The following is a 23,347-nucleotide window of genomic DNA, read 5'->3' on the forward strand; positions in this document are numbered from 1 at the left end:
ACCGTCGGTGCACAGCATATCGTCTCAGTCATGACTGACTCCTTCGAGACCATCAGCTGGACCGTGGACGGCGACGGTGTCGCGACCCTGCTGCTGGACCGGCCCGATCAGCTCAACGCGTTCAGCGTGACGATGGCGCGCGAGCTCACCGAGTTCTTCGAGGTGCACGCGCACAGTGACGAGATCCGCGCCGTGGTGGTCACCGGCTCGGGCCGCGCCTTCTGCGCGGGTATGGACCTCACCGGTGAGGGCAACGTCTTCGGGCTCGACGAGACGATCGACCCGCCCACGCCGGAGGAGTTCGTCGCGAACTACGACCAGCCGCCCTTCCAGGACGGCGTGCGCGACACCGGCGGCAAGCTCACGCTGGCGATCTACTCGCTGCCCAAGCCCGTGATCGCCGCGATCAACGGCCCCGCGGTGGGCATCGGCGCCACGATGACCCTCGCGATGGACACCCGGCTGGCGTCCACGAAGGCGCGGATCGGCTTCGTCTTCGGGCGCCTCGGCATCGTCATGGAGGCGTGTTCGAGCTGGTTCCTGCCCCGCATCGTCGGGCCGTCGCAGGCGCTGGAGTGGGTGTATTCCGCCGACATCCTCACCGCCGAGGAGGCGCACGCCGGCCGGCTGGTGCGCAGCATCCACGAGCCCGACGAGCTGGTGGGCGCTGCCCAGGAGCTGGCCCGGTCCTGGGTGAAGGGGCGATCCGCCGTGGGCGTGGCGATCAACAAGCAGCTGATCTACCGCGGTCTCGGCGCGGCCACTCCGTTGGAGCAGCACCTGGCGGATTCGCTGGGCATGTATTACACGTCGATCGGCGACGGCAAGGAGGGCGTCGCGGCGTTCCTGGAGAAGCGCTCGCCCGAGTTCACCTCGCGAGCGTCCGCGGTGCCGCGCATCGTCGCCGACTGACGACGGTGACGGTTCGGTGAAGGTCCGGCCGGGATCGGCTCGGGAGCCCGCTTCCCGATCTATCGTGGACGGTATCCCCATGGGGGGATGCTGACACCCGATCGGAGGCCGCGCATCATGTCGAACCCCGGAGGTCTGCCCGAGCCGCCGATCCTGAGCCGCATCCGCGAATCGCTCATCGGCGACGATCAGGTGTTCCCGGGGCCCTTCGGTCCGCGCCGAGTGACCTACGCCGATTACACCGCCTCGGGACGTTCGCTGAGCTTCATCGAGGACTTCATCCGCGACGAGGTGCTGCCGCGGTACGCGAACACCCACACCGAGTCGAGCGGGACCGGCCTGCAGACCACTCGACTGCGTGAGGACGCGCGCCGGATCATCCGCGAGACCGTCGGCGGCGACGACGAGACCGTGGTCATCTTCACCGGCTCGGGCTGCACCGGCGCGATCGACAAGCTGGTCGGCGTGCTGGGCCTGCGGATCCCCGACGATCTGGACCGGCGCTATCACCTGAGCGATGCGATCCCGCCGGAGGAGCGGCCGGTGGTCTTCATCGGCCCGTACGAGCACCACTCCAACGAGCTGCCGTGGCGCGAATCGATCGCCGACGTGGTGGTGATCGACCAGGACGCCGACGGGCACATCGACGTGACCGCGCTGGACGCCGCGCTCGACCGGTACCGGGACCGGCCGCTCAAGATCGGCTCCTTCTCGGCCGCCAGCAACGTGACCGGCATCCTCAGCGACACCGGGCGGATCAGCGCCCTCCTGCACGCCCACGGCGCACTGTCCTTCTGGGACTTCGCCGCCGCCGGACCGTACGTGGACATCGAGATGTACCAGGGCGATCCGGCGCGCGCGCTGGGCACCGGCGCCTACAAGGACGCGATCTTCCTCAGTCCGCACAAGTTCGTCGGCGGACCGGGCACCCCGGGGGTGCTGGTGATCCGCCGGGAGCTGCTGCGCAACCGGGTCCCCGTCGTCCCCGGCGGCGGCACCGTGACCTACGTGAACCCCGACGATCACCAGTACGTCGACGATCCCGCGCAGCGCGAGGAGGCCGGGACCCCGGCCATCGTCGAATCCATCCGCGCGGGGCTGGTTTTCGACCTCAAGCGCGAGGTGGGCGTCGAGGTGATCAAGGCGCACGAGGAGGATCTGCTGCGCCGCGCCGTGGCCCGCTGGCAGGCGGAGCCGGCGATCGAGATCCTCGGCAACCTGGACGCGGACCGGCTCTCGATCCTGTCCTTCGTGGTGCGCTCGCCCACCGGGAAGTTCCTGCACCACAACTTCGTCGTGGCCCTGCTCAACGACGTCTTCGGCATCCAGTCCCGCGGCGGCTGCTCGTGCGCCGGCCCGTACGGGCATCGGCTGCTGGGCATCGATCTCGACCACTCCCGCGAGTTCGAACGCGAGATCACCCGGGGCTGTGAGGGGATCAAGCCCGGCTGGGTGCGGGTGAACCTCAACTACTTCATCTCGGAGGCGGTCTTCGACTACCTCGTGGAGGCGGTGCTGATGGTGGCCCGCGAGGGGTGGAAGCTGCTGCCCGACTATCGGTTCGAACCGGAGACGGGGCTGTGGCGGCACCGCCGGGGCGCGGTGGAGCCGCTCGTCCGGCTCACCGATGTCAGTTACGACGAGCAGGGCCGCATGTCGTACCCGCAGCACGACGACCGCGCGCCCGAGAGCGCCCTGGCGGGCTACCTCGCCGAGGCTCAGGCGGTGTTCGCCGTGGCCTCCCCGGTCGAGGCCGCACCGGCGGAGCTCTCCGCCGATTTCGATCATCTGCGCTGGTTCGATCTTCCGGTGGACTGCCTGGAGGCCTGACCTCCGCGCACCGTCGGGAGGGCATACGATGCACGGCATGGAGATCCGTGACGCCCAGCCCTCCGACCTGCCGGCGATCCTCGTCATCCACAACGACGCGGTGGAGAACTCCACGGCCATCTGGTCGGAGGAGACCTCCGACCTCGCCGAGCGCACGGCGTGGCTGGAGGAGCGGCGCGCCGGGGGCTTCCCGGTGCTGGTGGCGATCGTCGACGGCGAGCTCGGCGGTTACGCCAGCTACGGCCCGTTCCGCGCGAAGACCGGCTACCGATACACGGTGGAGAACTCGGTGTACGTGGCCGACGGGTTCTACCGGCGCGGTATCGCCGAGGCGCTCATGAACGCGCTGATCGATCGGGCGAAGCAGTCGGATGTGCACGTGGTGGTGGCGGCGATCGAGGAGTCGAACCACGCCTCCGTCGCGCTCCACCGCAAGCTCGGCTTCCGGGTGACCGGCCAGATGCCTCAGGTGGGTATGAAGTTCGGCCGCTGGCTCGATCTCGTGCTCATGCAGCGCATCCTCTGATCAACCGCCGGCCGGATGCGCCGTCGCGTTCTCGACGATGATCTCGGCCAGCTCGTCGGGACGCTCGTCCGGGATCCAATGGCTCACTCCGTCCAGCACGATCAGCCGGAACGGCGCCTGCACGTAGTCCTCGGTCAGTTCCGCGCCGCGGCGGGCGAGCGCGACATCGCCCGAACTCCAGATGTGCGTCGTGGGGCTGGTGACCTTCGCGCTCGGCGGGCGGGTCCCCACGAAGGGCATGCCGCGGTACCAGTTCAGCCCGCCACCCAGCAGGCCGGGCGTGACGATCTCGTCGAGGACCACCGCCTGCGCCTCCTCGGGCATACCGGCGCGGGCCAGGAACTTCGAGAACAGGTCGGGACGGCGGGCGGCGAGCAGCTCGGGCAGCACGGGGATCTGGAAGAGCAGCATGTAGTACGAGAGCAGGGCCTGGTTGGAGCTGGCCATCGACCGCAGGAAGGCGAGCGGGTGCGGCACCGACACCGTGGTCAGGGTGCGCACCGACGCGGGATGCTCCGCCGCGGTCTGCCAGGCCACCGCGGCGCCCCAGTCGTGCCCGACGAGGTGCGCGGGGCCCGTGATGCGGAGCAGCTCGGCGATATCGGCGACCAGCTCCGCGCTGCGGTAGTCGTAGCGGCGCTGCGGCTTCGCCGTCGCGGAGTAGCCGCGCTGCCAGGGGATCACGGTGCGGTAGCCGCGCTCGTGCAGCGCCGCGGCGGTCGCCTCCCACGAGGTGGGGGTCTGCGGGAAACCGTGCAGCAGCACCACGATCTCGCCGTCGATCGGTCCGGTGTCCACCACCGGGAAGGTCAGCCCCGCGCGCTGGAAGCCGCTGATCCGCTCAGTCATGCTCACCACTCAACCATCCCGTCTTCGGTTCGGCATCCGACCTGGGGCGGATCGTCGTCGTGACTCAGGCCTTCTTGCGCACCTCGTAGCCGCTCACGATGGACAGCCGGTTGAAGGCGTTGATCGCGATGGCGGCCCAGATCAGTGCGGCGGTCTGATCGGTGTCGAGCACGTCTGTGGCGCGGTCGTAGGCGATGTCGGCGGCGTGGTGCGGCGGCAGGTTCGTCACCAGCTCGGCGATCTCCAGCGCGGCGCGCTGCTGATCGTCGAACAGGGCGGGCGCATCGCGCCAGGCGGGGAGCACGGCGATCTGCTGTTCGGTGAGGCCGGCCGCGATGCCGAGGTCGTGATGCAGCGACAGGCAGTACGCGCAGCCGTTGATCTGCGAGCACCGCAGGTTCACCAGCTCCACCACGGCCCGGCTCAGTCCCGCCGCGGCGGCCACGGTGCCGACCTCGGTCGAGACACCCACCAGTTTCTTGTACGTCTCGGGTGACGCCTTGTCGATGCGAACGCGTTCGGCTGCCATGGCACCTAGGCTAGTTCCATGAGCAATGTCGATCCGGATCCGCAGGAGATCGAATGCACGGCCGGGGGCGGCTCCGGCACCGTCGAGGTCATCGCCGCGCGGGAGGTGCCGCTCGGCGGGCCCCGGGCGATGACGGTGCGCCGCACGCTGCCCACGCACGACCGGTCGATGATCGGTGCCTGGTGCTTCGCCGACCACTACGGCCCCGACGACGTGACGAGCACGGGCGGGATGAACGTGCCGCCGCACCCGCATACCGGATTGCAAACGGTGAGCTGGCTGTTCGAGGGCGAGATCGAGCACACCGACAGCGCCGGCGTGCACGCCCCGGTGCTGCCGGGCGAGCTGAACCTCATGTCCGCCGGCTTCGGTATCAGCCACTCGGAGGTGTCGACCCCGCAGACGGAGCGGCTGCACGGCGTGCAACTGTGGCTCGCGCTGCCCGATCGGGTGCGCAATGCCGACAACGGCTTCCAGCACTACGCCCCGCCCACCGTCGACCTGCCCGACGTCCGTGCCGACGGGCCCGGCGGCACCGTGAAGGTGTTCATCGGTGAGCTGGCGGGCAGTACCGCCGAGGTGTCCACCGCGACGCCGCTGCTCGGCGCCGAGCTCGTGCTCGCCCCGGGCGCCCGCGTCGCGCTCGCGGTGAATCCCGATTTCGAGCACGGGGTCCTCCTGGACACCGAGCGCCTGCTGTTCGACGGTGTCGCGCTCGCCCGCGGCGACCTCGGCTACGTGGGCACGGGGCTCGGCGGGATCCGCCTGCACAATCCCACCGACGTCCCGGCGCGCGCCGTTCTGCTCGGCGGAGTCCCGTTCGACGAGGACATCGTGATGTGGTGGAACTTCGTCGGCCGCAGTCACGAGGACATCGCCCGGTACCGCGAGGAATGGCAGGCGCGGGACGTGCGTTTCGGCAGTGTGGACGGTTGGCGCGACGATCAGTACCTGCCCGCCCCGCCGCTGCCCACCACCCGACTCAAGCCACGCAAGAGGAGCTCCCAGTGACCGAACAGCAGGATCAGAACGTCGTCACCCGCAACGACGAGGCGGGGCGCTACGAGATCGCCGTGAACGGTGAGCTCGCCGGCTTCACCGTGTTCATCGACCGCGGCGAGCAGCGGATCTTCCCGCACACCGAGCTCGATGAGAAGTTCTCCGGCCGTGGGCTCAGCTCGGTCCTGGTGCACGACGCCCTGGTCGACACCCGCGCGGCGGGCAAGCGGGTCGTGCCGGTGTGCCCGCTGGTGGCCAAGTACGTGAGCAAGCACGACGAGGTGGCCGACCTCGTCGATCCCGTGACCCCGGAGATCCTGCAGTTCCTCAGCAGCCGCGGGTGACGCTCGCGGGCGGTCTCGGACAGGTCGCGGGGCGCTCCGGTTCACAGGAAACTGCCAGCGATCTGTCAGACCGCTCGCCGGGCGGCGGGGCACGATGGCGTTGTGTCCAGTGCGCAAGAGACGATCCAGCCCAAGGTGCTCGTCGTCGACGATGAGCAGAGCATCCGGGAACTCCTGCAGGTGAGCCTGAAGTTCCAGGGCTTCGACGTGACGGTGGCCCAGGACGGGCCCGCGGCACTCGACCGCGTGCGCACCTTCCGCCCCGATGTGATGGTGCTCGACATCATGATGCCCGGGATGGACGGCCTGGGGCTGCTCAAGCGACTGCGGCAGGACGGTGTCGAGGCGCCCGCGCTGTTCCTCACCGCGCGGGATTCGGTGGAGGACAAGGTGGCCGGGCTCACCCTCGGCGGCGACGATTACGTGACCAAACCCTTCAGTCTCGAAGAGGTGGTGGCGCGGATCAACGTGCTGTTGCGGCGCAGCGGATTCGGCGAACACGAGGAGATCACCCGCCTGAAGTTCGCCGATCTCGAGCTGGACGACGAGACGCACGAGGTGTGGAAGGCCGGTGAGCTGGTGGCACTCTCGCCCACCGAGTTCACCCTGCTGCGGTACTTCATGGTCAACGCGGGTGTGGTGCTGTCCAAGCCGCGGATCCTCGATCACGTGTGGCACTACGATTTCGGTGGCGATGTGAACGTGGTCGAGTCCTACGTCTCGTACCTGCGGCGCAAGGTGGATACGGGGGAGACCCGCCTGATCCACACGCTGCGCGGCGTGGGCTACGTCCTGCGCGAGCCGCGGTAGCGGCGATGACGAACCGGACCGGGCTCGCGGCGCGGGTGCCCCTGCGGTTCTCGCTCGTCGCCGTGGTGGTGGGCGTGGTCTTCCTCGGCCTGCTCGTCTCGGGGACCGCGCTCACCGCGGCGATGAAGGACCAGCTGATCGCCCGGGAGGACCAGACGCTGCGGCAGGCCGCCGATACGTGGGCCCGGCCGAAGCCACCGAACTTCCCGGCACCGCCGCGCGGCGGACCACCCACCCGCTTCTACCAGGCCACCTTCCTGCCCGACGGCAGCCAGCTGCAGATCAGCAACCCTGACTTCACCGACCGGCCCGATCTCAGCGGCCTCGACCCGCTCGGCAGCGACGCGGCCACGGTGGACTCCGTCGGCGGCGACGGTCCGCAGTGGCGGGTGGTGCAGTCGCACTCGCAGTACGGCGTGACCTTCGTGGCGGTCACGCTCACGGAGGTGGACTCCACCATCCGCACGCTGGTCGAACTGGAGCTGCTGATCGGCGGCGCGGTGCTGGTGATCGCGGGCGGCGTGGGCTACCTCGTGGTGCGCCGCTCGCTGCGGCCCCTGGAACAGGTCGAGGCCACGGCGGAGGCCATCGCGGCCGGCGATCTCACCCGCCGCGTTCCCGATGCCCCGCCGAACACCGAGGTGGGCCGGCTGTCCTCGTCGCTCAACACGATGCTGCACCAGGTGCAGGACTCGTTCGGCCAGGTCGCCGCGTCCGAGGAACGGGCCAGGGCCGACGAGGAGCGGATGCGCCGATTCGTGGGCGACGCCTCGCACGAGCTGCGCACCCCGCTCACCTCGATCCGGGGCTTCGCGGAGCTGTACCGGCAGGGCGCGACCGATGACACCGACTACGTCATGGCGCACATCGAGGCCGAGGCGCAGCGGATGGGCCTGCTGGTGGAGGATCTGCTGCTTCTCGCGCGGCTCGATGCGCGTCGCCCCCTGGCCGCCGAACCGGTCGACCTCGCCGCGGTGGGGGAGGATGTGGTGCGCGCGGCGCAGGCGCGGGAACCGAAGCGCGACATCGAGATCGACGTGGCCGGAGCCGATGCCGACGGTGCCGTGATGGTGTCCGGCGACCGCGACCGGCTGCACCAGGTGATCACCAACCTGGTCTCGAACGCGCTGCGGCACACCCCCGAGGACGCCGAGGTCCGGGTGCGCATCGAGGGACTGCCGGACGCGGCCGTCGTCGAGGTCGCCGATACCGGACCGGGGATGGAGACCGGTGAGGCCGCACGCGTCTTCGAGCGGTTCTACCGCACCGACTCCTCCCGCAGCCGCGGCAGTGGCGGTGCGGGACTGGGCCTCTCGATCGTGCACGGCATCGTCGACCGGCACGGCGGCAACGTCACGGTGAACACCGCACCCGGTGCGGGCGCGACCTTCACGGTGCGGTTGCCGCGCTAGCGGATCAGACGGCGGCGAGCGCCTCGACGATCTTGGTCTGCGCCTCGTCGAGCGACTCGGCCGACGGATTGGGATCGGCCTGGCCGAAGTCGAAGTCGCTCAGCGTGTACGCCGGGAAGACGTGGATGTGCAGGTGCGGCACCTCGAGCCCCGCGATCACCATGCCGGCGCGGGGCGCATCGAAGGCCACCTTGACGGCGCGGCCGATCCGGCGGCTCACGTCGGAGAGGTGGTTCCACAGCTCCTCGTCGACCGACTCCCAGTGGTCGACCTCGGCGCGCGGGACCACGAGCACGTGGCCCTGCGTGAGCGGCGCGATGGTCAGGAACGCCACCACCGAATCGTCCTGGTACACGAACCGGCCCGGGAGCTCGCCGGCGATGATCTTCGAGAAGACGGTGCCGGAGGCGCCATTCGCATCAGTAGCCATACCGCCAGGCTATCGGAGCAGCCCGCCGATGTCCGCCGCGGTGAGCATCGCGATGAGCGTGGGCACCACCTTCTGCGCCGCCACACCGTAATTGCCGCGGGCCTGCTTCTCGATGACGTTCGCCGCGGCCAGCGCACCGAGATGGTGGTACAGCTGCCCCTTCGATCCCGCGTCCACCAGGTCGAGCAGTTCGGCGGCGGTGCGCGGCCCGCGCAGCAGTTCCTGCACGATCTCGATCCGGGCCGGGTGTCCGAGCGCTCCGAGCACCGCGGCGATCCGCTCGGCCGGCAGGGCGGCGGCGGCGCCCGCCGAGTAGTCGACGCGCCATGTGACCTCGCCGTGCAGGGAGACCTCGCCGCCGTAGCCCACCGCTCCCGCACCGGCGGCGGGTGATTGCGCGGCCGCCGTCCCCAGCGCCGCCTCGAGCGCGGCGACCCGCACTTCCAGGTCGGCGAGACGATCGTCCTCGGTCATGGGCCTAGATTACGTGCGGAGTGCGCAGGCCACGCGCTCGCGGGCCGCACCGTCGGTCATGGCGGCGAGCAGCATCCGTTGGTGCGGCATCCCCGCCTCGTCGTCCTTGCGCAGATCCGCCGCCGACGCGCGGCGCACCATCAGGACGCCGACGGTGACGGAACCGTCGGGCCGGCGGCCCTCGAAGGCCTCCGTCCGGATGCCGGGGAGGGAACCGCCCTTGAACCCGAGGGCGAGCAGGCCGCTCGGTCGCGCGTCCTGGAACTCGAGGAATCGGCGCGCGGTCTCGGAGCCCGGACCGAACCGGCCGGAGGCGAGGTCACCGACCAGCCGGGCGAACGACGACGCCGGTGCCGAATAGGTCCGATCCGTGGCGGAGGTCAGCTGCGCGGCGGTGCTCGCCCCGCTCGCGAGCAGCCCGTCGTACAGGTTCTTCATCGAGGGGACCGGGCCCGGCATGCCGTACCGCGTCATGACGTCCTGCAGCGCATCGTCGCCCAGCCGTGCGCGGAGGGCATCGGGGGCCGCGCTGTCGGAGAACCGGATCATCACATCGGCGAGCTGATACAGGGAGACGGTGCCGGAGGCGTCGTCGGGCACGCCCTTCGTCGCGGGGATCCCCAGGTATTTCAGCGCTTCGGCGTGGGCTCCGCCGTCGAGCGGCGTGCCCCGGTAGTCCACGTACCACCGCTGCCAGTCGGCGATCGGGATCCGCTCGTTGAGGTCGATCCGTCCGACCCCCGCCCGGCCGGTGAGGGCGGCGAGATGGATGAGCTTGACCATCGAGGCGGTGGGCATGGCCGCGTCGGCACGGTGCCGGACGGTGCCGCCCCGCCCGTCGTCCACCACGAGCGCGACGTCGTCGCGGTGCTCCGCGAGGTAGCCGACCCAGCCCGCTGCCGTGCTCGTGTCCGTCGCGGCCGGCGGGGCACAGGGGGCGGCCAGCGCCGCCGGGGCGGGGACGGCGACCAGCATCGCTGCGACGACGGCGGTGATCAGTGTGCGGCGCATGAACCCTCCAAGAACGATAGATCGGAATTCCGGAATAACGATACCCATGCTGGTGTCGGGTGTACAGCCCCTGCGCCGGTAAGGTCGGCGACGTGCGAGTACTCGTCATCGGCACCGGCGGCCGCGAACACGCCCTCCTCGACGCGCTGTCGCGCGACCCCCAGGTCACCGAGTTGCATGCGGCCCCGGGTAATCCCGGCACCGCGGCGCTCGCCACGAACCACGACGTCGACGCCTCTTCCGGCGATGAGGTCGCGGCGCTGGCCGAGCGGCTCGGCGCCGACCTCGTGGTGATCGGCCCCGAAGTGCCCCTGGTGCTCGGCGTCGCCGACGCCGTCCGGGCCCGCGGCATCGCCGCGTTCGGCCCCTCCGCGGAGGCGGCGAAGATCGAGGGCTCGAAGGCCTTCGCCAAGGACGTCATGGAGGCCGCCGGCGTCCGCACCGCCCGCAGCGAGGTGGTCGACAGCCCTGCGCTCATCGACGCCGCGCTGGATCGGTTCGGCCCCACCTGGGTGATCAAGGACGACGGTCTCGCCGCCGGCAAGGGCGTGGTGGTCACGGCCGACCGTGCCGAGGCCCGCGCGCACGCCGCCGACCTCCTCGAGTCCGGCCGCCCCGCCCTCTTCGAATCCTTCCTCGACGGCCCCGAGGTCTCGCTCTTCTGCCTCGTCGACGGCGAGACCGTGGTGCCCCTGCTGCCCGCGCAGGACCACAAGCGCGTCGGCGACGGCGACACCGGCCCCAACACCGGCGGCATGGGCGCGTACTCGCCCCTGCCCTGGCTCGCCGACGGTGCCACCGAGGAGATCGTGGAGACCGTGGTGCGCCCGGTCGCCCGCGAGATGGTGCGCCGGGGCGTGCCCTTCTCGGGGCTCCTCTACGCCGGCCTCGCGATGGGAACCGAGGGTCCCGCGGTGGTGGAGTTCAACTGCCGCTTCGGTGACCCGGAGACGCAGGCCGTGCTGAGCCTCCTGGAATCTCCACTGGGACAGGCGCTGAACGCCACCGCCACCGGTACGCTCGCCGAGCTGCCGCCGCTCCAGTGGCGCGACGGTGCCGCCATCACCGTGGTGCTCGCCGCCGAGAACTACCCGGGCACGCCCCGCAAGGGCGATGTGATCACCGGCGCCGACGGTGCCGGGGTCTATCACGCCGGTACCGCGCGCGACGCGGACGGACGGCTCGTGTCCAACGGTGGCCGTGTGCTCAACGTGGTCGGTGTCGGAGACGACCTCGGCGCGGCCCGCGCGGACGCCTACGCCAAGCTCGACCGGATCAAGCTGCCGGGCAGTCATTTCCGCACGGACATCGGTCACCAGGCGCTGTAACGACTGCAATTCTCCGAGTGGGACGAAACCCGCTGGGCTATTTGCGCGAAACCGGCTTTGCGAGCCGGGTGCCCTGGCACCATGTCCAAGGTGACAGCCGCGACCACTCCCAAGGGCGAGCGCCGGCGCGCGGCTCTGGTGGCCGCCGCCGGAGAGCTCCTCGTGGAGGGCGGTTTCGAATCCGTGCGGCATCGCGCAGTGGCGCACCGGGCGCACATCCCGTTGGCAGCCACCACGTACTACTTCGAGTCGCTGGGCGATCTGCTCTCGAACGCGGTCGCCTACGCGGGCGATCACGACATCGCTGCAGTCCGTGCCCGGGTCGGCGGGGTGAGCCGGCGCCGCCGCGGCGAGGGCGCATTGGCCAGGCTGATCGCGAGCGTCTTCTTCGCCTGCGAGACCGAGGCGCAGCGCAGCGCCCTGGTGTCGCGGTACGAGCGGCTCGTGGTGTGCACGCGTGACCCGCAACTGGCGCAGATGCAGGCGCAGGTCCGCGGCGCCCTCGCCGAGCTGCACGTGGAGGTCCTGGAGCGCTCCGGGCGGCGGGCCGACCGCGCCTGCATCGACCGGTTGATGGCGATCGAGGACGGTGCGGCCCTGGCCGCGTTCACCGATCACGGCACCGATGTGGCTCGCGCCGTCCGCGATGCCGTTGCCGCGGTGATCGACGATCTGGCCCCGATGCTTCCCTGACGGGCGTCCCCGCAGTGCATGAGAGAATCGCGGGGTGAGCACTCCCCGCATCCCGAACGTCCTCGCCAACCGGTACGCCAGCCCGCGCATGCGTGAGCTGTGGTCGCCCGAGTACAAGATCGTGCTGGAGCGGCAGCTGTGGATCGCGGTGCTCAAGGCGCAGCGCGACCTCGGGATCGACGTGCCCGACGGTGCCGTCGAGGCCTACGAGGCCGTGGTCGATCAGGTCGATCTGGATTCCATCGCCGCGCGCGAGCGGATCACCCGCCACGATGTGAAGGCGCGGATCGAGGAGTTCAGCGAGCTCGCCGGGTTCGAGCAGATCCACAAGGGCATGACCAGCCGCGACCTCACCGAGAACGTGGAGCAGCTGCAGATCCTGCGCTCGCTCGAGTACGTCCGCGATCACGCGGTGACGGTGGCCGTCCGGCTCGCCGAGCGCGCCGCGCAGTACTCCTCGGTGGTGATGGCCGGACGCTCGCACAACGTCGCGGCGCAGGCCACCACGCTGGGCAAGCGGTTCGCCTCGGCCGCGAACGAGCTGCTCGTCGCGATCGCCCGCGTCGATGATCTGATCTCCCGCTACCCGCTGCGCGGCATCAAGGGCCCGATGGGCACCTCGCAGGACATGCTCGACCTGCTCGGCGGCGATGCGGCGAAGCTGGACGAGCTGGAGGCGCGGGTCGCCGCGCACCTCGGCTTCTCGCAGTCGCTCGTGTCCGTAGGCCAGGTGTACCCGCGCTCGCTCGACCACGACGTGGTGAGTGCGCTGGTGCAGCTGGCGGCGGGACCGTCGTCCATGGCCACCACCATCCGGCTCATGGCCGGGCACGAGCTGGTCACCGAGGGCTTCCAGCCCGGCCAGGTGGGCAGCTCGGCGATGCCGCACAAGATGAACACCCGCTCCTGCGAGCGCGTGAACGGGCTCACGGTGATCCTGCGGGGCTACGGCTCCATGGCCGCCGAGATGGCCGGCGCGCAGTGGAACGAGGGCGATGTATTCTGCTCCGTGATCCGCCGCGTGGCCCTGCCCGACGCCTTCTTCGCGCTCGACGGCCTCTTCGAGACCTTCCTGACGGTGCTCGCCGAGTTCGGCGCCTACCCGGCCGTGATCGAGAACGAACTGAACCGCTACCTGCCCTTCCTCGCCACCACCCGCGTACTGATGGCCGCGGTCCGGGCCGGCGTCGGTCGCGAGGTGGCGCACGAGGCGATCAAGGAGCACGCCGTCGCCGTGGCCCTGGCGATGCGCGAGGAGGGCCGCGAGCCCGATCTGCTCGACCGTCTCGCCGGCGACTCCCGGCTCGGCCTGTCCCGCGCACAGCTCGATGAGGCGCTGGCCGACCGCGCCGCCTTCACCGGTGCCGCGGAGGCCCAGGTGGCCCAGGTCGTCTCCGACGTCGAAGCCCTCGCGGCCAAGCACCCCGACGCCGCGAGCTACGCCCCCGCCCCCATCCTCTGAGCTGCGAGCACCTCGCGGGCTGCCCGCTGGCCCGCAGTGACTGCACCCTCCATGGCGCCGAAATACCGCGTTGCTGTCTCGGTGCCGGCGAAGTGAATCCGGCCGTGAGGAGCGGCGGGCTCGGTGGGGTGCGAGGTCCACGATCCCGGGGGGAGGAATCCCGCGAAGCACCCCGACGACCAGGGGTCCTCGTTCCACTCGTGGACAAGCGACTCGACGGGGCTTCGGACTTCATCCCCGAACCGGTCGACCAGAGCGTGCGTCACGGCGCTGACTCGTTCCTGTTGAGGCAAGTGTAAGAGCCGTCGTGCGTGTGCTCCCACCACGAATGCGACGAGAGTGCCTTCATCCTCGGTCGAGTGGTCGAACGTCATGGTGACCAGGCCATCGTGTGACATCGACTTGCCGCTCAGGTTTCGCGTTCGCCAGAACGGCTCTCGGTACAGCAGGTGGTATTTGAGAACCTGACCGTCGGTGAAGTCGTGGAGTACTCGCTGACGAGTATCGGAAAGAACTGGTGTGTAATCGATCTGCCCGACGTGCCGTGGCGGAATGGCGACGATCACGCGGGGCGCGACGATCTCGCCGCGGTCGGTCCACACTGTCACGGAGGATCCGGATGTGATGGCGCGCACGGGTTCCGACAGTCGAATCGAGGATCGCAGCGGTTCGGCGAGTGCATCGCACAGCGAGGAGGCACCGTCCGCAAACCGGAGTTGCTGCTTCCCGCTGGCCCGCATGTAGTTCCGGAATCCGTCCGCGGAGCGGATGCACGTCAGAGCGTGTAGCAGGGAGATCTCGGCGAGATCCGCAGCGAAGATCGAACGGAGGCTCGTCGTCAGCAGTGCGCGGGATTCATGGGGGAGAGGTAGTCCGGCGAGCCATTCTTCAACCGAGAGTGCGTCGAGACTTCCGGCCCGCTTCGACGACCACGGTCGCTCTGGGGTGATCTGCCGCGACAGGCGGTTCATCAAGGCGATGCCGGCCAGAGCTGATGCAGAGTTCAGCGGTCCGATGAAGGGCAGGCCGCCCCGCCACGTGCGTACCGCACCACCGAACTGGCCCAGGTGCACACCGTCGTCCCACGTCGGCTTCAAGGCGAGGCCGTGGCGTCTCGCTAGCACCTGGATCTCGTATTGGCGCGGGCCGACGAACGCAGCTCCCATCTCGACCGGTGCGCCGGACCTGCTGCGGCGGGTCAGAATCCTGCCGCCGATACGGTCGCGCGCTTCGACGACGCAGACGTCGGCGCCTGTGCGGCGCAGATCATCCGCCGCCGTGAGGCCGGATAGACCCGCACCCACGACGATCGCGTCGTAGCTATCCGTCGATGTCATCGCGGTCCCCTGGGGGCGGTCGCCGTTGCAGCCGCTGCTGCGAGTGACTGGGTCAGGTGGTGGTGTGCGGTGTCGACGCGTTCCCGATCTCCGGTGGCGAGTAGGTCGAGGAGAAGGCCGCGGTGTACTGCCAGTGCGGACGTGGCGAGCGTCTCCGCCTGGTCGGTGGGCACGCCTTCGGTGACGAGGGCTCCGGCGATCAGGTCGACCCAACGCCGCACCGAGCCGTCGAGGAATCCGGGGAGTCGTGCGTCGTCGATCAGCGACATGCCGTAGGCCTCGAAGAAGAGTCGGCCGTACGCCTGCGCCTCCGGACTCGAGCTGGCGCTCCAGAATCGCTCCATCACGTGCTCGAACGATTGGTCGTCGGTTGTGTCCAGCCATTCACCGACCAAGGCCTCCTGGCGTGCGCGCACGCCGTCGAGTGCGTCGGTGATCAACTGCTCCTTGGAGCCGAAGTGGTACACGAGTAGGCGTGCGCTGGTACCGATCGCTGCTGCTAATGGCCGCAGCGAGAGATCGGCGAGTCCGTGACGGTAGATGTAGTCGACTGCGGATTCGAGCAGCTCGGCTTTTCGGGCCGTCATGTTCTGCGAAGTCGATTCCGGCATGCTGTACCTCTCGATTGAAACGACTGTTTCAGTGAAACGGACGTTACATTACTGCTTCGGGGGCGTCCAGGGAATCGACTGAACCCACTAGGCTGGGGGAGTGCGTCCTGAACTGAGCGAATACACGCCGATCTACTCGGGCAAGGTCCGCGAGCTGTACGCGGTGGACGATGAGCACCTGCTGCTCGTCGCCAGCGACAGGATCAGCGCCTACGACTACATCCTGGATTCGCAGATCCCCGACAAGGGGCGCGTGCTCACGGCGATGTCGGTGTTCTTCTTCGACGCACTCGGAGTGCCGAACCACCTCGCAGGTCCGGCTGACGATCCGCGCATCCCGGAGTCGGTGCTCGGCCGCGCCCTGATCACCCGGCGCCTCGACATGGTGCAGGTGGAGTGCGTGGCGCGCGGTTACCTCACCGGCTCGGGCCTCAAGGAGTACCGGACGAACGGCCAGGTGTGCGGCGTCCCACTGCCCGCCGGTCTCGTGGACGGCAGCCGGATCGACCCGCCGATCTTCACGCCCGCGACCAAGGCGGCGGTGGGCGATCACGACGAGAACGTCTCCTTCGACCGCGTGGCCGCGGACGTCGGCGTCGAACTCGCCTCGAAGCTGCGCGATCTGACGCTCGACGTGTACGGGCGCGGCGCGGACATCGCCCGCGAGCGCGGAATCATTCTGGCCGACACCAAGTTCGAGTTCGGTCTCACGCCCGACGGTGAGCTGCTGCTCGCCGACGAAGTGCTCACCCCGGACTCCTCCCGGTACTGGGACGCCGCCCTGTACGAGCCGGGCCGGGCGCAGCCCAGCTTCGACAAGCAGATCGTGCGGGACTGGCTCACCGGACCCGATTCCGGCTGGTCGACCGACTCCGACACCCCGCCGCCGGCCCTCCCGGACGACGTCGTCGAGCGCACCCGCGCCCGGTACATCGAGGCCTACGAACGCATCTCCGGTCTGAAGTTCAGCGACTGGCCGGGCGGCGCCGCATGACCGACGCCGTGCAGCCGATCGCCAAGAAGGTCCCCACGCAGCGGACCTTCCACGGCGACACCGTGACCGACGACTACGCCTGGCTCGCCGACACCTCGAACGAGGAGGTGCTCGACTACCTGCGGCAGCACAACGCCTACACCGAGGCGGCGGCCGCGGCGCAGGAACCGCTGCGCGAGAAGATCTTCGGCGAGATCAAGGCGCATACGCAGGAGACCGACATGTCGGTGCCGCAGCGCCGCGGCGGCTACTGGTACTACGCCCGGACACGGGAGGGCGCCCAGTACGGGATCCACTGCCGCGCACCGATCGCCGGACCGGACGATTGGTCGCCGCCGATCCTGTCCGAACAGCCGCTCCCGGGCGAACAGGTGGTCATCGACCTCAACGTGGAGGCGGAGGGGCACGAGTACATCGCCCTCGGTGCCGCGTCCATCTCCACCGACGGTGAGCTGCTGGCCTATTCGCTGGACACCTCCGGCGACGAGCGATTCACCCTGCGGGTCCGGAGCATCGCCACCGGCGAGCCCCTCCCCGATGTGGTGGAGGGCGTCTTCTACGGAGCCACCTGGGCGCCCGATTCCCGGCACCTCTTCTACACCACCGTCGACGACGCCTGGCGCGCCGACAGCATCTGGCGGCACGAGATCGGTTCCGGTGCGGAGGATGTACGCGTCTTCCACGAGACCGACCAACGGTTCGGGGTGGGCATCGGCCTGAGCCGCAGCGAGCGGTACCTGATGATCGGGGCATCGTCGACCCTGAGCTCCGAGACCTGGGTGCTCGACGCCACCGACCCGACCGGCGACTTCCGCGTGCTGATCCCGCGCGAGGAGGACGTGGAGTACTCGGCGGAACACGCGGTGCTCGACGGCGAAGACCGATTCCTGGTGCTGCACAACCGCACCGGCATCAACTTCGAGCTGGTCTCGGCCCCGGTCCAATCGCCCGAGGACTGGACCGTGCTCGTGCCGCACCGCGACGACGTACGGCTGGAGTACGTCGACGCCTACGCCCGCACCCTGGCCCTCGGCTACCGGCGCGGTGGCCTCCCGCGACTGGCGCTCGCACAGGCCACCGGCGCACCGTCGTTCGACGAGTGGGACCCGGGCGAGCCCCTCGTCAACGTGGGCCCCGCCGCGAACCCGGAGTGGGATGCGCCCCGCCTGCGGCTGGCCTACGAGTCCTTCGTGACGCCGGGAACGGTCCTCGAACTCGACCCCGCGACCGGTGCGTCCACCGTTCTCAAGCGCGTGAACGTGCCCGGCTACGACGCCGCGCTGTACACCGCGGAACAGGTGTGGGTCACCGCACGCGACGGCGCGCAGGTGCCGGTCTCCGTGGTGCGCCGTAAGGACACCCCGGACGCATCGACGCCGTCGGCTCCCCCCGCCTCCGAAGCGGCCCCCACGCTCCTCTACGGCTACGGCTCCTACGAGGCCACCCTGGACCCGTGGTTCTCCGTGGCCCGGCTCTCGCTCCTGGACCGCGGCGTGGTCTTCGCGGTCGCCCACATCCGCGGCGGCGGCGAGATGGGGCGTGCCTGGTACGACCACGGCAAGCAACTGGAGAAGAACAACACCTTCACCGACTTCGTGGATGTGGCCCGGCACCTGGTGGACTCCGGGCGCGCGACGCCCGACGCGCTGGTCGCGATGGGCGGCAGCGCCGGCGGCCTGCTCGTGGGCGCGGTGGCGAACCTGGCACCCGAGCTGTTCTCCGGCATCGTCGCCGACGTCCCGTTCGTGGACCCGCTCACCTCGATCCTCGACCCGTCGCTCCCGCTCACGGTGGGGGAATGGGACGAATGGGGCAATCCGCTGGAGAACGCCGAGGTCTACCGGTACATGAAGGCGTACTCGCCGTACGAGAACGTCGAGGCCAAGGCCTATCCCGCCCTCCTGGTCACCACCTCGCTCAACGACACCCGCGTGCTCCCCACCGAGCCCGCGAAATGGGTCGCGAAGCTGCTGGACCTCTCGACCTCGGGTGAGCCGATCCTGCTCAAGACCGAGATGGTGGCGGGTCACGCCGGCGTGAGCGGACGCTATGCGAAATGGCGGGAGACCGCCTTCGAGTACGCCTGGGTGCTCGACAGGTTGGGTGCCGCGCAGTAGCTTCGATTGCATGAAGTCTGCATTCGCAACAGTCCTGGCGGGTGCCGCCGTGCTCGCGGTCGCCGCCCCGGCGTCCGCCGCACCCTCGCCGACGCCGCTGCCCAACCCCGTCGGCCCGAAGGTGACCTACACCTACATCGGCCCGTCGACGGCGCCGAACTACCACCGCGAGTACACCATCGTGGTGCACGATTCGAACGCCACGGTGCTGGCCGGGAGCTACGGCACCGTCGATCGCACGGAGAAGCCCACCGCCACCGACAGCAAGCGGCTGGACTACCCGACGATCCGCGCCCTGGTCCAGAACGCCGGTTCGTTGCCGCCGTCCGCCACCGGCGCCCCGTGCCCGGGAGCATCGACCTACAAGGTGAAGTACGAGATCGGGAAGGCCGCGCCCCGCGAGACCGTGGCCTACACCTGCGCGATGGGCGATGCGGGAAACGTCGACGCCCTGAAGCGGTACATCGCCCCGGTCGAGTCCAAGTTCGACATGCAGAGCCTGCTCAAGTAGCGGCGAACAAGAAGGCGAACAAGAAAGTGCCCGGCCCCCAACGGGGACCGGGCACTTTCTGCGTGTGAGGCGATGGTCAGTGCGGCATGACCATCTGCCGCTCGGCGGCCTCGGTGTCCGCCTCGTGGCTACGGGGCAGGAAGAACGCCGGGATGATGCACAGTGCCACCAGGATGGCGGCCACCATGTAGGTGTTACCGAACGCGGTCGCCGCGAAGGGCAGGTTCTCGCTCAGGAACTTCGAGAAGCCGGTCTCGCCCTGGAACAGCGCCAGGCCCTTCTCCCGCATCTCGGGGCTGGCGTTGAAGCCGTACGCGAGCGCACCCGTGTGCTTGCCCGACGCGGGGTCCACCGGACCGGCGTTGGTGAGCCAGTTGGTGAACAGCACCGAGAAGATCGCGGTGCCCATCGACGCGGCGATCTGCTGCACGATGTTGGTCAGCGTGGAACCGCGGGAGATGGATTCCGGTGCCAGCGTGCGGATCGCGGCCGACATCGTGGGCATCATCGTCATACCCATACCGAGGCCCTGCACGAACAGCGAGCCCAGGAGCAGCCAGTACGGCGTCTCGGGGGTGAGCTGGGTGAAGGCGATCATGCCGCCCGTGATCAGCGCGAGGCCGGTCATGACGAACTTGCCCGGGCCCATCTTGTCGGTGAGCACACCGGCGATCGGCATGGTGACCATGGCGCCGATGCCCTGCGGGGCGAGCAGCAGGCCCGCCATCAGGGTGGACTCGCCGCGGATGCCGATGAAGTACTGCGCGTACAGGATCGAGCTGCCGAAGAAGGCCATCGCGAACATCGCGAAGGTGATCATGGCCACCGTCATGTTGCGGTTCTTGAACAGCCGCAGGTCCAGCAGCGGCAGCTTGGCGCGCAGTGCCCAGAACACGAAGGCGATGATCAGCACCAGGCCGACGGCCGTGGCGGGGATGACCCGTCCGGTGTACATCGACGTGTCCTGCTGCGCCTCCGGGATCGACGAGACGCCGAACAGGAACAGGGCGAGGCCGGGGGAGAGCAGGATGAAGCCGACGAGGTCGAACTTCTGTCCCTTGACGGGCTCGTCCTTATCGAGCACGAACCAGGCGTAGACGATGGCGATCGCGCCGATCGGCACGTTGATCAGGAAGATCCAGTGCCACGAGAAGGACTCGATCAGCCAGCCGCCGAGGATCGGGCCGCCGATGGGGCCCAGCAGCATCGGGATACCGAGCACGGCCATGACGCGGCCGATGCGCTCCGGACCCGCGGCGCGGGTCAGGATCATCATGCCCAGCGGCATCAGCATGCCGCCGCCGAGGCCCTGCAGCACCCGGTACAGGATCAGCATTTCGATCGAGCCCGCGGTGGCACACAGCGCGGAACCGGCCACGAACAGCGCGGTGGCCGTCATGTACAGCCGCTTCGTGCCGAATCGGTCTGCGGCCCAACCGGTCACGGGGATGATCGCGGCCAGGGCAAGGGTGTAACCCGTCATCGTCCAGGCGACGGTGGCCGGCGATGCGGTCCACTGCGCCTGGAAGGTGTTCTGCGCGACCGCCACGATCGTCATGTCCAGGATGGCCATGATCGATCCGAGGACGACCACGCCGGCCACCATCAGGACGCGTTTGTCGAGGCCCTCACCCGCGTGCGGGATCTCGCTCTTGTCGAGCGTGTTCTCGGTACTCATGCGTTCTCTTTCATTGCGGTGAAGAAGGGGTTCGGGGGGATCAGTCCCTGGTCGAGGATCTCGACCATCACGTCGTGCAGTCGTCCGCGCAGATCCTCGGGGAGGCGCTCCGCGAAACCCAGCACCTCACGGTGCTTGTCGCTGACCGCGGCCGCAACTGTTTTTCGGCCGAGGTCGGTGATGGTCAGGTTCTTGATCCGGCGGTCCGAGGCGTCCTCACGCCGATCCACCATCTCGAGCTGAACAAGCTTCTCCACGTTCCGTCCGGTGGCGGCGACGGACAGTCCCAGATCATCGGCGATCCGATTGATCGGCTGCGGTTCCTCGGCTGCGGTGAGCTGAAGCAGGATGTGGAACTGGTGCGCGGTGATGTCCGACGACAGCATCGTGCCCAGGCTCTCCTGCGTGACATTGCACATGAGGCGGCCCATGAATTCGCCGAAAACCTCGGTGAGGGCTTCGGGAGTCACGTTCCCGGAAGTTGCTTGCACCCCAAAACGGTAACTCTGGCGCAACCATTGCGCAAATGAGATAGATGTGTCTTGCGTTACATTCGGCGTACGCTGGCGCTCATGACCGCCCTGGATTCCATCGCCCTGACCTCGCTCGACGGTTCTCCCACCTCGCTCGCCGACTACGCCGGCCGCGCCGTGCTCGTGGTGAACGTGGCCAGCAAGTGCGGCCTGACCCCGCAGTACGCCGGACTGGAGGCCCTCGCGACCCGCTACGCCGACCGCGGCCTCACCGTGCTCGGCGTGCCGTGCAACCAGTTTGCCGGACAGGAACCCGGCACCGCCGAGGAAATCGCCACCTTCTGCTCCACCACCTACGGCGTCACGTTCCCGCTGCTGGAGAAGACCGACGTCAACGGCGACGACCGCAGCCCGCTCTACGCCGAACTCACCACGACGCCCGATGCCGACGGCGAGGCCGGCGACATCACCTGGAACTTCGAGAAGTTCCTCATCGCGCCGGATCACGCCACGGTTCAGCGCTTCCGGCCGCGCACGGAGCCCGAATCCGACGAGGTGGTCGGCGCGATCGAGGCCGTCCTCCCGAACTGAGGCTGCCGTTCAGCGACGCGCAACCTTTCGGCCTCCGAACAGAAATCTGAGCGGCCCACACTACGGCCATGAGCTCGCCGCTGTACGTCTCCGTCTCCGCCCTCTCCGACGTCACCCGGGCGGAGGCGGAGCGGTTCGCCGAGCGGATGGACGACCGCGGCGTGCCGGTCTCGCTGCTGGTCGCGCCCCGGTTGAAGGGCAAGTACCGGTTGGTCGACGATCCGTCGACCCAGGCCTTCCTGCGTGCGCGCCGGGAAGCCGGCGATGCCATCGTCCTCAACGGCTACGACCAGGCCGCCACGAAGCGTCGCCGGGCCGAGTTCTCGACGCTGGGGACGCACGAGGCCAAGCTGCGGCTCGCGGCGGCGGACCGGGTGCTGGAGCGAGTGGGCCTGCGCACCCGGGTCTTCGCGGCGCCGCGCTGGAACGCCTCCACCGGTGCGCTGCTCGCCCTGCCCGACGCCGGATTCCGCGTGAACCTGGGCTACACCGCGATCACCGACCTCACCACCGGCGCCGAGGAGAAGGCCCGCGTGCTGGGGATCGGAGACGGATTCCTCAGCGAGCCCTGGTGGTGCCGCGCGCTGCTCGCGCAGGCGAACCGCATCGCCCGCCGGGGCGGCGTGTTGCGCCTGAGCGTCGACGCCCGGCGGCTCGAATCCTCGACCGTCTCGCGCACCGTGCTCGACGTCGTCGACCTCGCGCTGCACCACGGGGCGGTACCGACCGTCTACGAGGCGCGCCGCGCGGTACTGGCCGCGGCCTGATCCGGCGCTAGAACTCCGCGGTGGCCTCCGTGGCCACCCGCACCACCTCGGCCCCGTCGGGCCGCATGTCCGTGAGCCGGCCGCCGTAGATGGCGTCGCCCTCCGCCGATTGCAGGGCGTCGTGGATCGGCACCGCCACGGTGGGTGCCACCGCACGGAAGAAGTCGACCGTCTCGCTGATCTTGGACCAGGGCGCGCTCACCGGCAGCCCGAGCACCTCGACGTGCACGTCCTCCGGGACGTACAGCGCATCGCCCGGGTGGTAGAACCGGCCCGGCCGGGTCTCGTCGCCCAGCAGGAACGAGGTGTTGTCGATCTGCGGGACGTCCGGGTGGATGATCGCGTGCTTGCCGCCCACGGCGCGGGCGATGAGATTGCCGATGCCGTAGTCGTGCCCCGCGACGGCGGCGATCCACCGGCCGCCGCGCTGCGCCGCGGTGGTGGGATCGGCGAACAACTGCGCCTCGGGATTGGCGTCGACCAGGGCGTCGATGCGGGCCGGATCGATGTGGTCCGGGTGCTGGTGGGTGACCACGATCGCGTCCAGTCCGGTGATGCCCTCGAAGCCGTGCGAGAAGTTGCCGGGATCGAAGAGCACCCGAGTGTCGGACATCTCCACGAGGACGCAGGAATGGCGGAAGTGGGTGAGTCGCATGGCC

At 69.4% G+C, this 23,347-nt stretch carries 25 protein-coding genes; 15 read left to right on the forward strand and 10 right to left on the reverse strand.

The annotated features are described in order from the left end of the window. The first annotated feature begins 30 nt into the window (after nt 1–30). From ABD108_RS07325 to ABD108_RS07335, 3 genes are all read left to right on the forward strand, one after another. Complete coding sequence (locus tag ABD108_RS07325) at nt 31–912, forward strand: crotonase/enoyl-CoA hydratase family protein (RefSeq protein ID WP_220657768.1); 882 nt, start codon at nt 31–33, stop codon at nt 910–912. 117 nt (nt 913–1,029) lie between these two features. Next, nucleotides 1,030–2,742, forward strand: a complete 1,713-nt coding sequence (locus ABD108_RS07330; RefSeq protein ID WP_220657769.1) for an aminotransferase class V-fold PLP-dependent enzyme — start codon at nt 1,030–1,032, stop codon at nt 2,740–2,742. 37 nt (nt 2,743–2,779) lie between these two features. After that, nucleotides 2,780–3,268, forward strand: coding sequence for a GNAT family N-acetyltransferase (locus ABD108_RS07335; RefSeq protein ID WP_220657770.1), 489 nt, complete (start codon nt 2,780–2,782; stop codon nt 3,266–3,268). Here the strand turns inward: ABD108_RS07335 and ABD108_RS07340 are convergent, their stop codons facing one another. Next, nucleotides 3,269–4,117 (reverse strand): alpha/beta fold hydrolase, encoded by an 849-nt coding sequence (locus ABD108_RS07340; RefSeq protein WP_343929922.1) that lies wholly within the window; start codon nt 4,115–4,117, stop codon nt 3,269–3,271. 64 nt (nt 4,118–4,181) lie between these two features. After that, nucleotides 4,182–4,646 (reverse strand): carboxymuconolactone decarboxylase family protein, encoded by a 465-nt coding sequence (locus ABD108_RS07345; protein ID WP_220657772.1) that lies wholly within the window; start codon nt 4,644–4,646, stop codon nt 4,182–4,184. A gap of 18 nt (nt 4,647–4,664) precedes the next feature. On the opposite strand from ABD108_RS07345, the gene ABD108_RS07350 reads away from it, so the two are divergent. The 4 genes from ABD108_RS07350 to ABD108_RS07365 all read left to right on the forward strand — a co-directional run bounded on the left by ABD108_RS07350 (nt 4,665) and on the right by ABD108_RS07365 (nt 8,211). Next, on the forward strand, nt 4,665–5,657 hold the full coding sequence (locus ABD108_RS07350) for a pirin family protein (protein ID WP_343929923.1): 993 nt from the start codon (nt 4,665–4,667) through the stop codon (nt 5,655–5,657). Continuing rightward, complete coding sequence (locus ABD108_RS07355) at nt 5,654–5,989, forward strand: GNAT family N-acetyltransferase (RefSeq protein ID WP_220657774.1); 336 nt, start codon at nt 5,654–5,656, stop codon at nt 5,987–5,989. Before ABD108_RS07350 ends, ABD108_RS07355 begins: the two co-directional genes overlap by 4 nt. Before the next feature lie 102 nt (nt 5,990–6,091). After that, on the forward strand, nt 6,092–6,799 hold the full coding sequence (locus tag ABD108_RS07360; protein WP_220657775.1) for a response regulator transcription factor: 708 nt from the start codon (nt 6,092–6,094) through the stop codon (nt 6,797–6,799). 5 nt (nt 6,800–6,804) lie between these two features. After that, a complete protein-coding gene (locus tag ABD108_RS07365; protein ID WP_343929924.1) occupies nt 6,805–8,211 on the forward strand; it encodes a sensor histidine kinase in 1,407 nt (468 codons plus the stop codon). Nucleotides 8,212–8,215: 4 nt separating this feature from the next. On the opposite strand, the gene ABD108_RS07370 is transcribed toward ABD108_RS07365, so the two are convergent. The 3 genes from ABD108_RS07370 to ABD108_RS07380 are packed head-to-tail and all read right to left on the reverse strand — an operon-like array spanning nt 8,216 to nt 10,126. Further along, a complete protein-coding gene (locus ABD108_RS07370; protein ID WP_220657777.1) occupies nt 8,216–8,641 on the reverse strand; it encodes an HIT family protein in 426 nt (141 codons plus the stop codon). A gap of 9 nt (nt 8,642–8,650) precedes the next feature. Next, nucleotides 8,651–9,115, reverse strand: a complete 465-nt coding sequence (locus tag ABD108_RS07375; RefSeq protein ID WP_343929925.1) for an ArsR/SmtB family transcription factor — start codon at nt 9,113–9,115, stop codon at nt 8,651–8,653. 9 nt (nt 9,116–9,124) lie between these two features. Continuing rightward, nucleotides 9,125–10,126 (reverse strand): serine hydrolase, encoded by a 1,002-nt coding sequence (locus tag ABD108_RS07380; protein ID WP_343929926.1) that lies wholly within the window; start codon nt 10,124–10,126, stop codon nt 9,125–9,127. A gap of 92 nt (nt 10,127–10,218) precedes the next feature. Here ABD108_RS07380 and purD point away from each other — a divergent pair, with 92 nt between their 5' ends. The 3 genes from purD (at nt 10,219) to purB (ending at nt 13,609) form a co-directional block, all read left to right on the forward strand. Next, complete coding sequence (gene purD / locus ABD108_RS07385; RefSeq protein ID WP_305111193.1) at nt 10,219–11,454, forward strand: phosphoribosylamine--glycine ligase; 1,236 nt, start codon at nt 10,219–10,221, stop codon at nt 11,452–11,454. A gap of 81 nt (nt 11,455–11,535) precedes the next feature. Continuing rightward, entirely contained in the window at nt 11,536–12,147 is a 612-nt protein-coding gene (locus ABD108_RS07390) for a TetR/AcrR family transcriptional regulator (protein ID WP_343929927.1), read from the forward strand. A gap of 34 nt (nt 12,148–12,181) precedes the next feature. Further along, nucleotides 12,182–13,609, forward strand: coding sequence for an adenylosuccinate lyase (gene purB / locus ABD108_RS07395; protein WP_220657782.1), 1,428 nt, complete (start codon nt 12,182–12,184; stop codon nt 13,607–13,609). Here purB and ABD108_RS07400 read toward each other — a convergent pair. Both ABD108_RS07400 and ABD108_RS07405 read right to left on the reverse strand, forming a co-directional pair. Next, the gene (locus ABD108_RS07400; protein ID WP_220657783.1) at nt 13,585–14,946 is read right to left on the reverse strand and encodes a flavin monoamine oxidase family protein; all 1,362 of its coding nucleotides are present in this window, start codon (nt 14,944–14,946) and stop codon (nt 13,585–13,587) included. The genes purB and ABD108_RS07400 overlap by 25 nt on opposite strands. Next, nucleotides 14,943–15,557: a TetR/AcrR family transcriptional regulator gene (locus ABD108_RS07405; RefSeq protein WP_343929928.1), complete on the reverse strand. Its 615-nt coding sequence runs from the start codon at nt 15,555–15,557 to the stop codon at nt 14,943–14,945. Before ABD108_RS07405 ends, ABD108_RS07400 begins: the two co-directional genes overlap by 4 nt. 100 nt (nt 15,558–15,657) lie before the next feature. Between ABD108_RS07405 and ABD108_RS07410 the strand changes: the two genes are divergently transcribed. Genes ABD108_RS07410 through ABD108_RS07420 form a run of 3 tightly spaced genes read left to right on the forward strand, consistent with a single transcriptional unit; the run spans nt 15,658 to nt 19,179 of the window. After that, entirely contained in the window at nt 15,658–16,551 is an 894-nt protein-coding gene (locus tag ABD108_RS07410; RefSeq protein WP_343929929.1) for a phosphoribosylaminoimidazolesuccinocarboxamide synthase, read from the forward strand. After that, complete coding sequence (locus ABD108_RS07415) at nt 16,548–18,668, forward strand: S9 family peptidase (RefSeq protein ID WP_343929930.1); 2,121 nt, start codon at nt 16,548–16,550, stop codon at nt 18,666–18,668. Before ABD108_RS07410 ends, ABD108_RS07415 begins: the two co-directional genes overlap by 4 nt. A gap of 10 nt (nt 18,669–18,678) precedes the next feature. Continuing rightward, a complete protein-coding gene (locus ABD108_RS07420) occupies nt 18,679–19,179 on the forward strand; it encodes a hypothetical protein (protein WP_305111184.1) in 501 nt (166 codons plus the stop codon). 76 nt (nt 19,180–19,255) lie between these two features. Here ABD108_RS07420 and ABD108_RS07425 read toward each other — a convergent pair whose 3' ends face one another. Beyond that, entirely contained in the window at nt 19,256–20,857 is a 1,602-nt protein-coding gene (locus tag ABD108_RS07425) for a DHA2 family efflux MFS transporter permease subunit (RefSeq protein WP_220657789.1), read from the reverse strand. Further along, nucleotides 20,854–21,327, reverse strand: coding sequence for a MarR family winged helix-turn-helix transcriptional regulator (locus ABD108_RS07430; protein ID WP_220657790.1), 474 nt, complete (start codon nt 21,325–21,327; stop codon nt 20,854–20,856). The genes ABD108_RS07425 and ABD108_RS07430 overlap by 4 nt, the downstream gene beginning before the upstream one ends. A 102-nt stretch (nt 21,328–21,429) precedes the next feature. On the opposite strand from ABD108_RS07430, the gene ABD108_RS07435 reads away from it, so the two are divergent. Both ABD108_RS07435 and ABD108_RS07440 read left to right on the forward strand, forming a co-directional pair. Next, nucleotides 21,430–21,921 (forward strand): glutathione peroxidase, encoded by a 492-nt coding sequence (locus ABD108_RS07435; RefSeq protein ID WP_220657791.1) that lies wholly within the window; start codon nt 21,430–21,432, stop codon nt 21,919–21,921. Between the two features lie 68 nt (nt 21,922–21,989). Continuing rightward, on the forward strand, nt 21,990–22,688 hold the full coding sequence (locus ABD108_RS07440; protein WP_220657792.1) for a DUF2334 domain-containing protein: 699 nt from the start codon (nt 21,990–21,992) through the stop codon (nt 22,686–22,688). Between the two features lie 7 nt (nt 22,689–22,695). On the opposite strand, the gene ABD108_RS07445 is transcribed toward ABD108_RS07440, so the two are convergent. Next, nucleotides 22,696–23,343: an MBL fold metallo-hydrolase gene (locus tag ABD108_RS07445; protein ID WP_220657793.1), complete on the reverse strand. Its 648-nt coding sequence runs from the start codon at nt 23,341–23,343 to the stop codon at nt 22,696–22,698. Nucleotides 23,344–23,347: the final 4 nt, after the last annotated feature.

The organism is Tsukamurella strandjordii (assembly GCF_039525985.1).
Lineage (GTDB): Bacteria > Actinomycetota > Actinomycetes > Mycobacteriales > Mycobacteriaceae > Tsukamurella > Tsukamurella strandjordii.

What these genes read in the sequence shown, in the direction of transcription:
- ABD108_RS07415 (WP_343929930.1), top strand. Translation starts at nt 16,548, where the DNA reads ATGACCGACGCCGTGCAGCCGATCGCCAAGAAGGTCCCCACGCAGCGG.
- ABD108_RS07400 (WP_220657783.1), bottom strand. Translation starts at nt 14,946, where the DNA reads ATGACATCGACGGATAGCTACGACGCGATCGTCGTGGGTGCGGGTCTA.
- ABD108_RS07365 (WP_343929924.1), top strand. Translation starts at nt 6,805, where the DNA reads ATGACGAACCGGACCGGGCTCGCGGCGCGGGTGCCCCTGCGGTTCTCG.
- ABD108_RS07330 (WP_220657769.1), top strand. Translation starts at nt 1,030, where the DNA reads ATGTCGAACCCCGGAGGTCTGCCCGAGCCGCCGATCCTGAGCCGCATC.
- ABD108_RS07375 (WP_343929925.1), bottom strand. Translation starts at nt 9,115, where the DNA reads ATGACCGAGGACGATCGTCTCGCCGACCTGGAAGTGCGGGTCGCCGCG.
- ABD108_RS07370 (WP_220657777.1), bottom strand. Translation starts at nt 8,641, where the DNA reads ATGGCTACTGATGCGAATGGCGCCTCCGGCACCGTCTTCTCGAAGATC.
- ABD108_RS07350 (WP_343929923.1), top strand. Translation starts at nt 4,665, where the DNA reads ATGAGCAATGTCGATCCGGATCCGCAGGAGATCGAATGCACGGCCGGG.
- ABD108_RS07335 (WP_220657770.1), top strand. Translation starts at nt 2,780, where the DNA reads ATGGAGATCCGTGACGCCCAGCCCTCCGACCTGCCGGCGATCCTCGTC.
- ABD108_RS07440 (WP_220657792.1), top strand. Translation starts at nt 21,990, where the DNA reads ATGAGCTCGCCGCTGTACGTCTCCGTCTCCGCCCTCTCCGACGTCACC.
- ABD108_RS07405 (WP_343929928.1), bottom strand. Translation starts at nt 15,557, where the DNA reads ATGCCGGAATCGACTTCGCAGAACATGACGGCCCGAAAAGCCGAGCTG.
- ABD108_RS07435 (WP_220657791.1), top strand. Translation starts at nt 21,430, where the DNA reads ATGACCGCCCTGGATTCCATCGCCCTGACCTCGCTCGACGGTTCTCCC.
- ABD108_RS07390 (WP_343929927.1), top strand. Translation starts at nt 11,536, where the DNA reads ATGTCCAAGGTGACAGCCGCGACCACTCCCAAGGGCGAGCGCCGGCGC.
- ABD108_RS07345 (WP_220657772.1), bottom strand. Translation starts at nt 4,646, where the DNA reads ATGGCAGCCGAACGCGTTCGCATCGACAAGGCGTCACCCGAGACGTAC.
- ABD108_RS07445 (WP_220657793.1), bottom strand. Translation starts at nt 23,343, where the DNA reads ATGCGACTCACCCACTTCCGCCATTCCTGCGTCCTCGTGGAGATGTCC.
- ABD108_RS07380 (WP_343929926.1), bottom strand. Translation starts at nt 10,126, where the DNA reads ATGCGCCGCACACTGATCACCGCCGTCGTCGCAGCGATGCTGGTCGCC.
- ABD108_RS07340 (WP_343929922.1), bottom strand. Translation starts at nt 4,117, where the DNA reads ATGACTGAGCGGATCAGCGGCTTCCAGCGCGCGGGGCTGACCTTCCCG.
- ABD108_RS07325 (WP_220657768.1), top strand. Translation starts at nt 31, where the DNA reads ATGACTGACTCCTTCGAGACCATCAGCTGGACCGTGGACGGCGACGGT.
- ABD108_RS07425 (WP_220657789.1), bottom strand. Translation starts at nt 20,857, where the DNA reads ATGAGTACCGAGAACACGCTCGACAAGAGCGAGATCCCGCACGCGGGT.
- ABD108_RS07420 (WP_305111184.1), top strand. Translation starts at nt 18,679, where the DNA reads ATGAAGTCTGCATTCGCAACAGTCCTGGCGGGTGCCGCCGTGCTCGCG.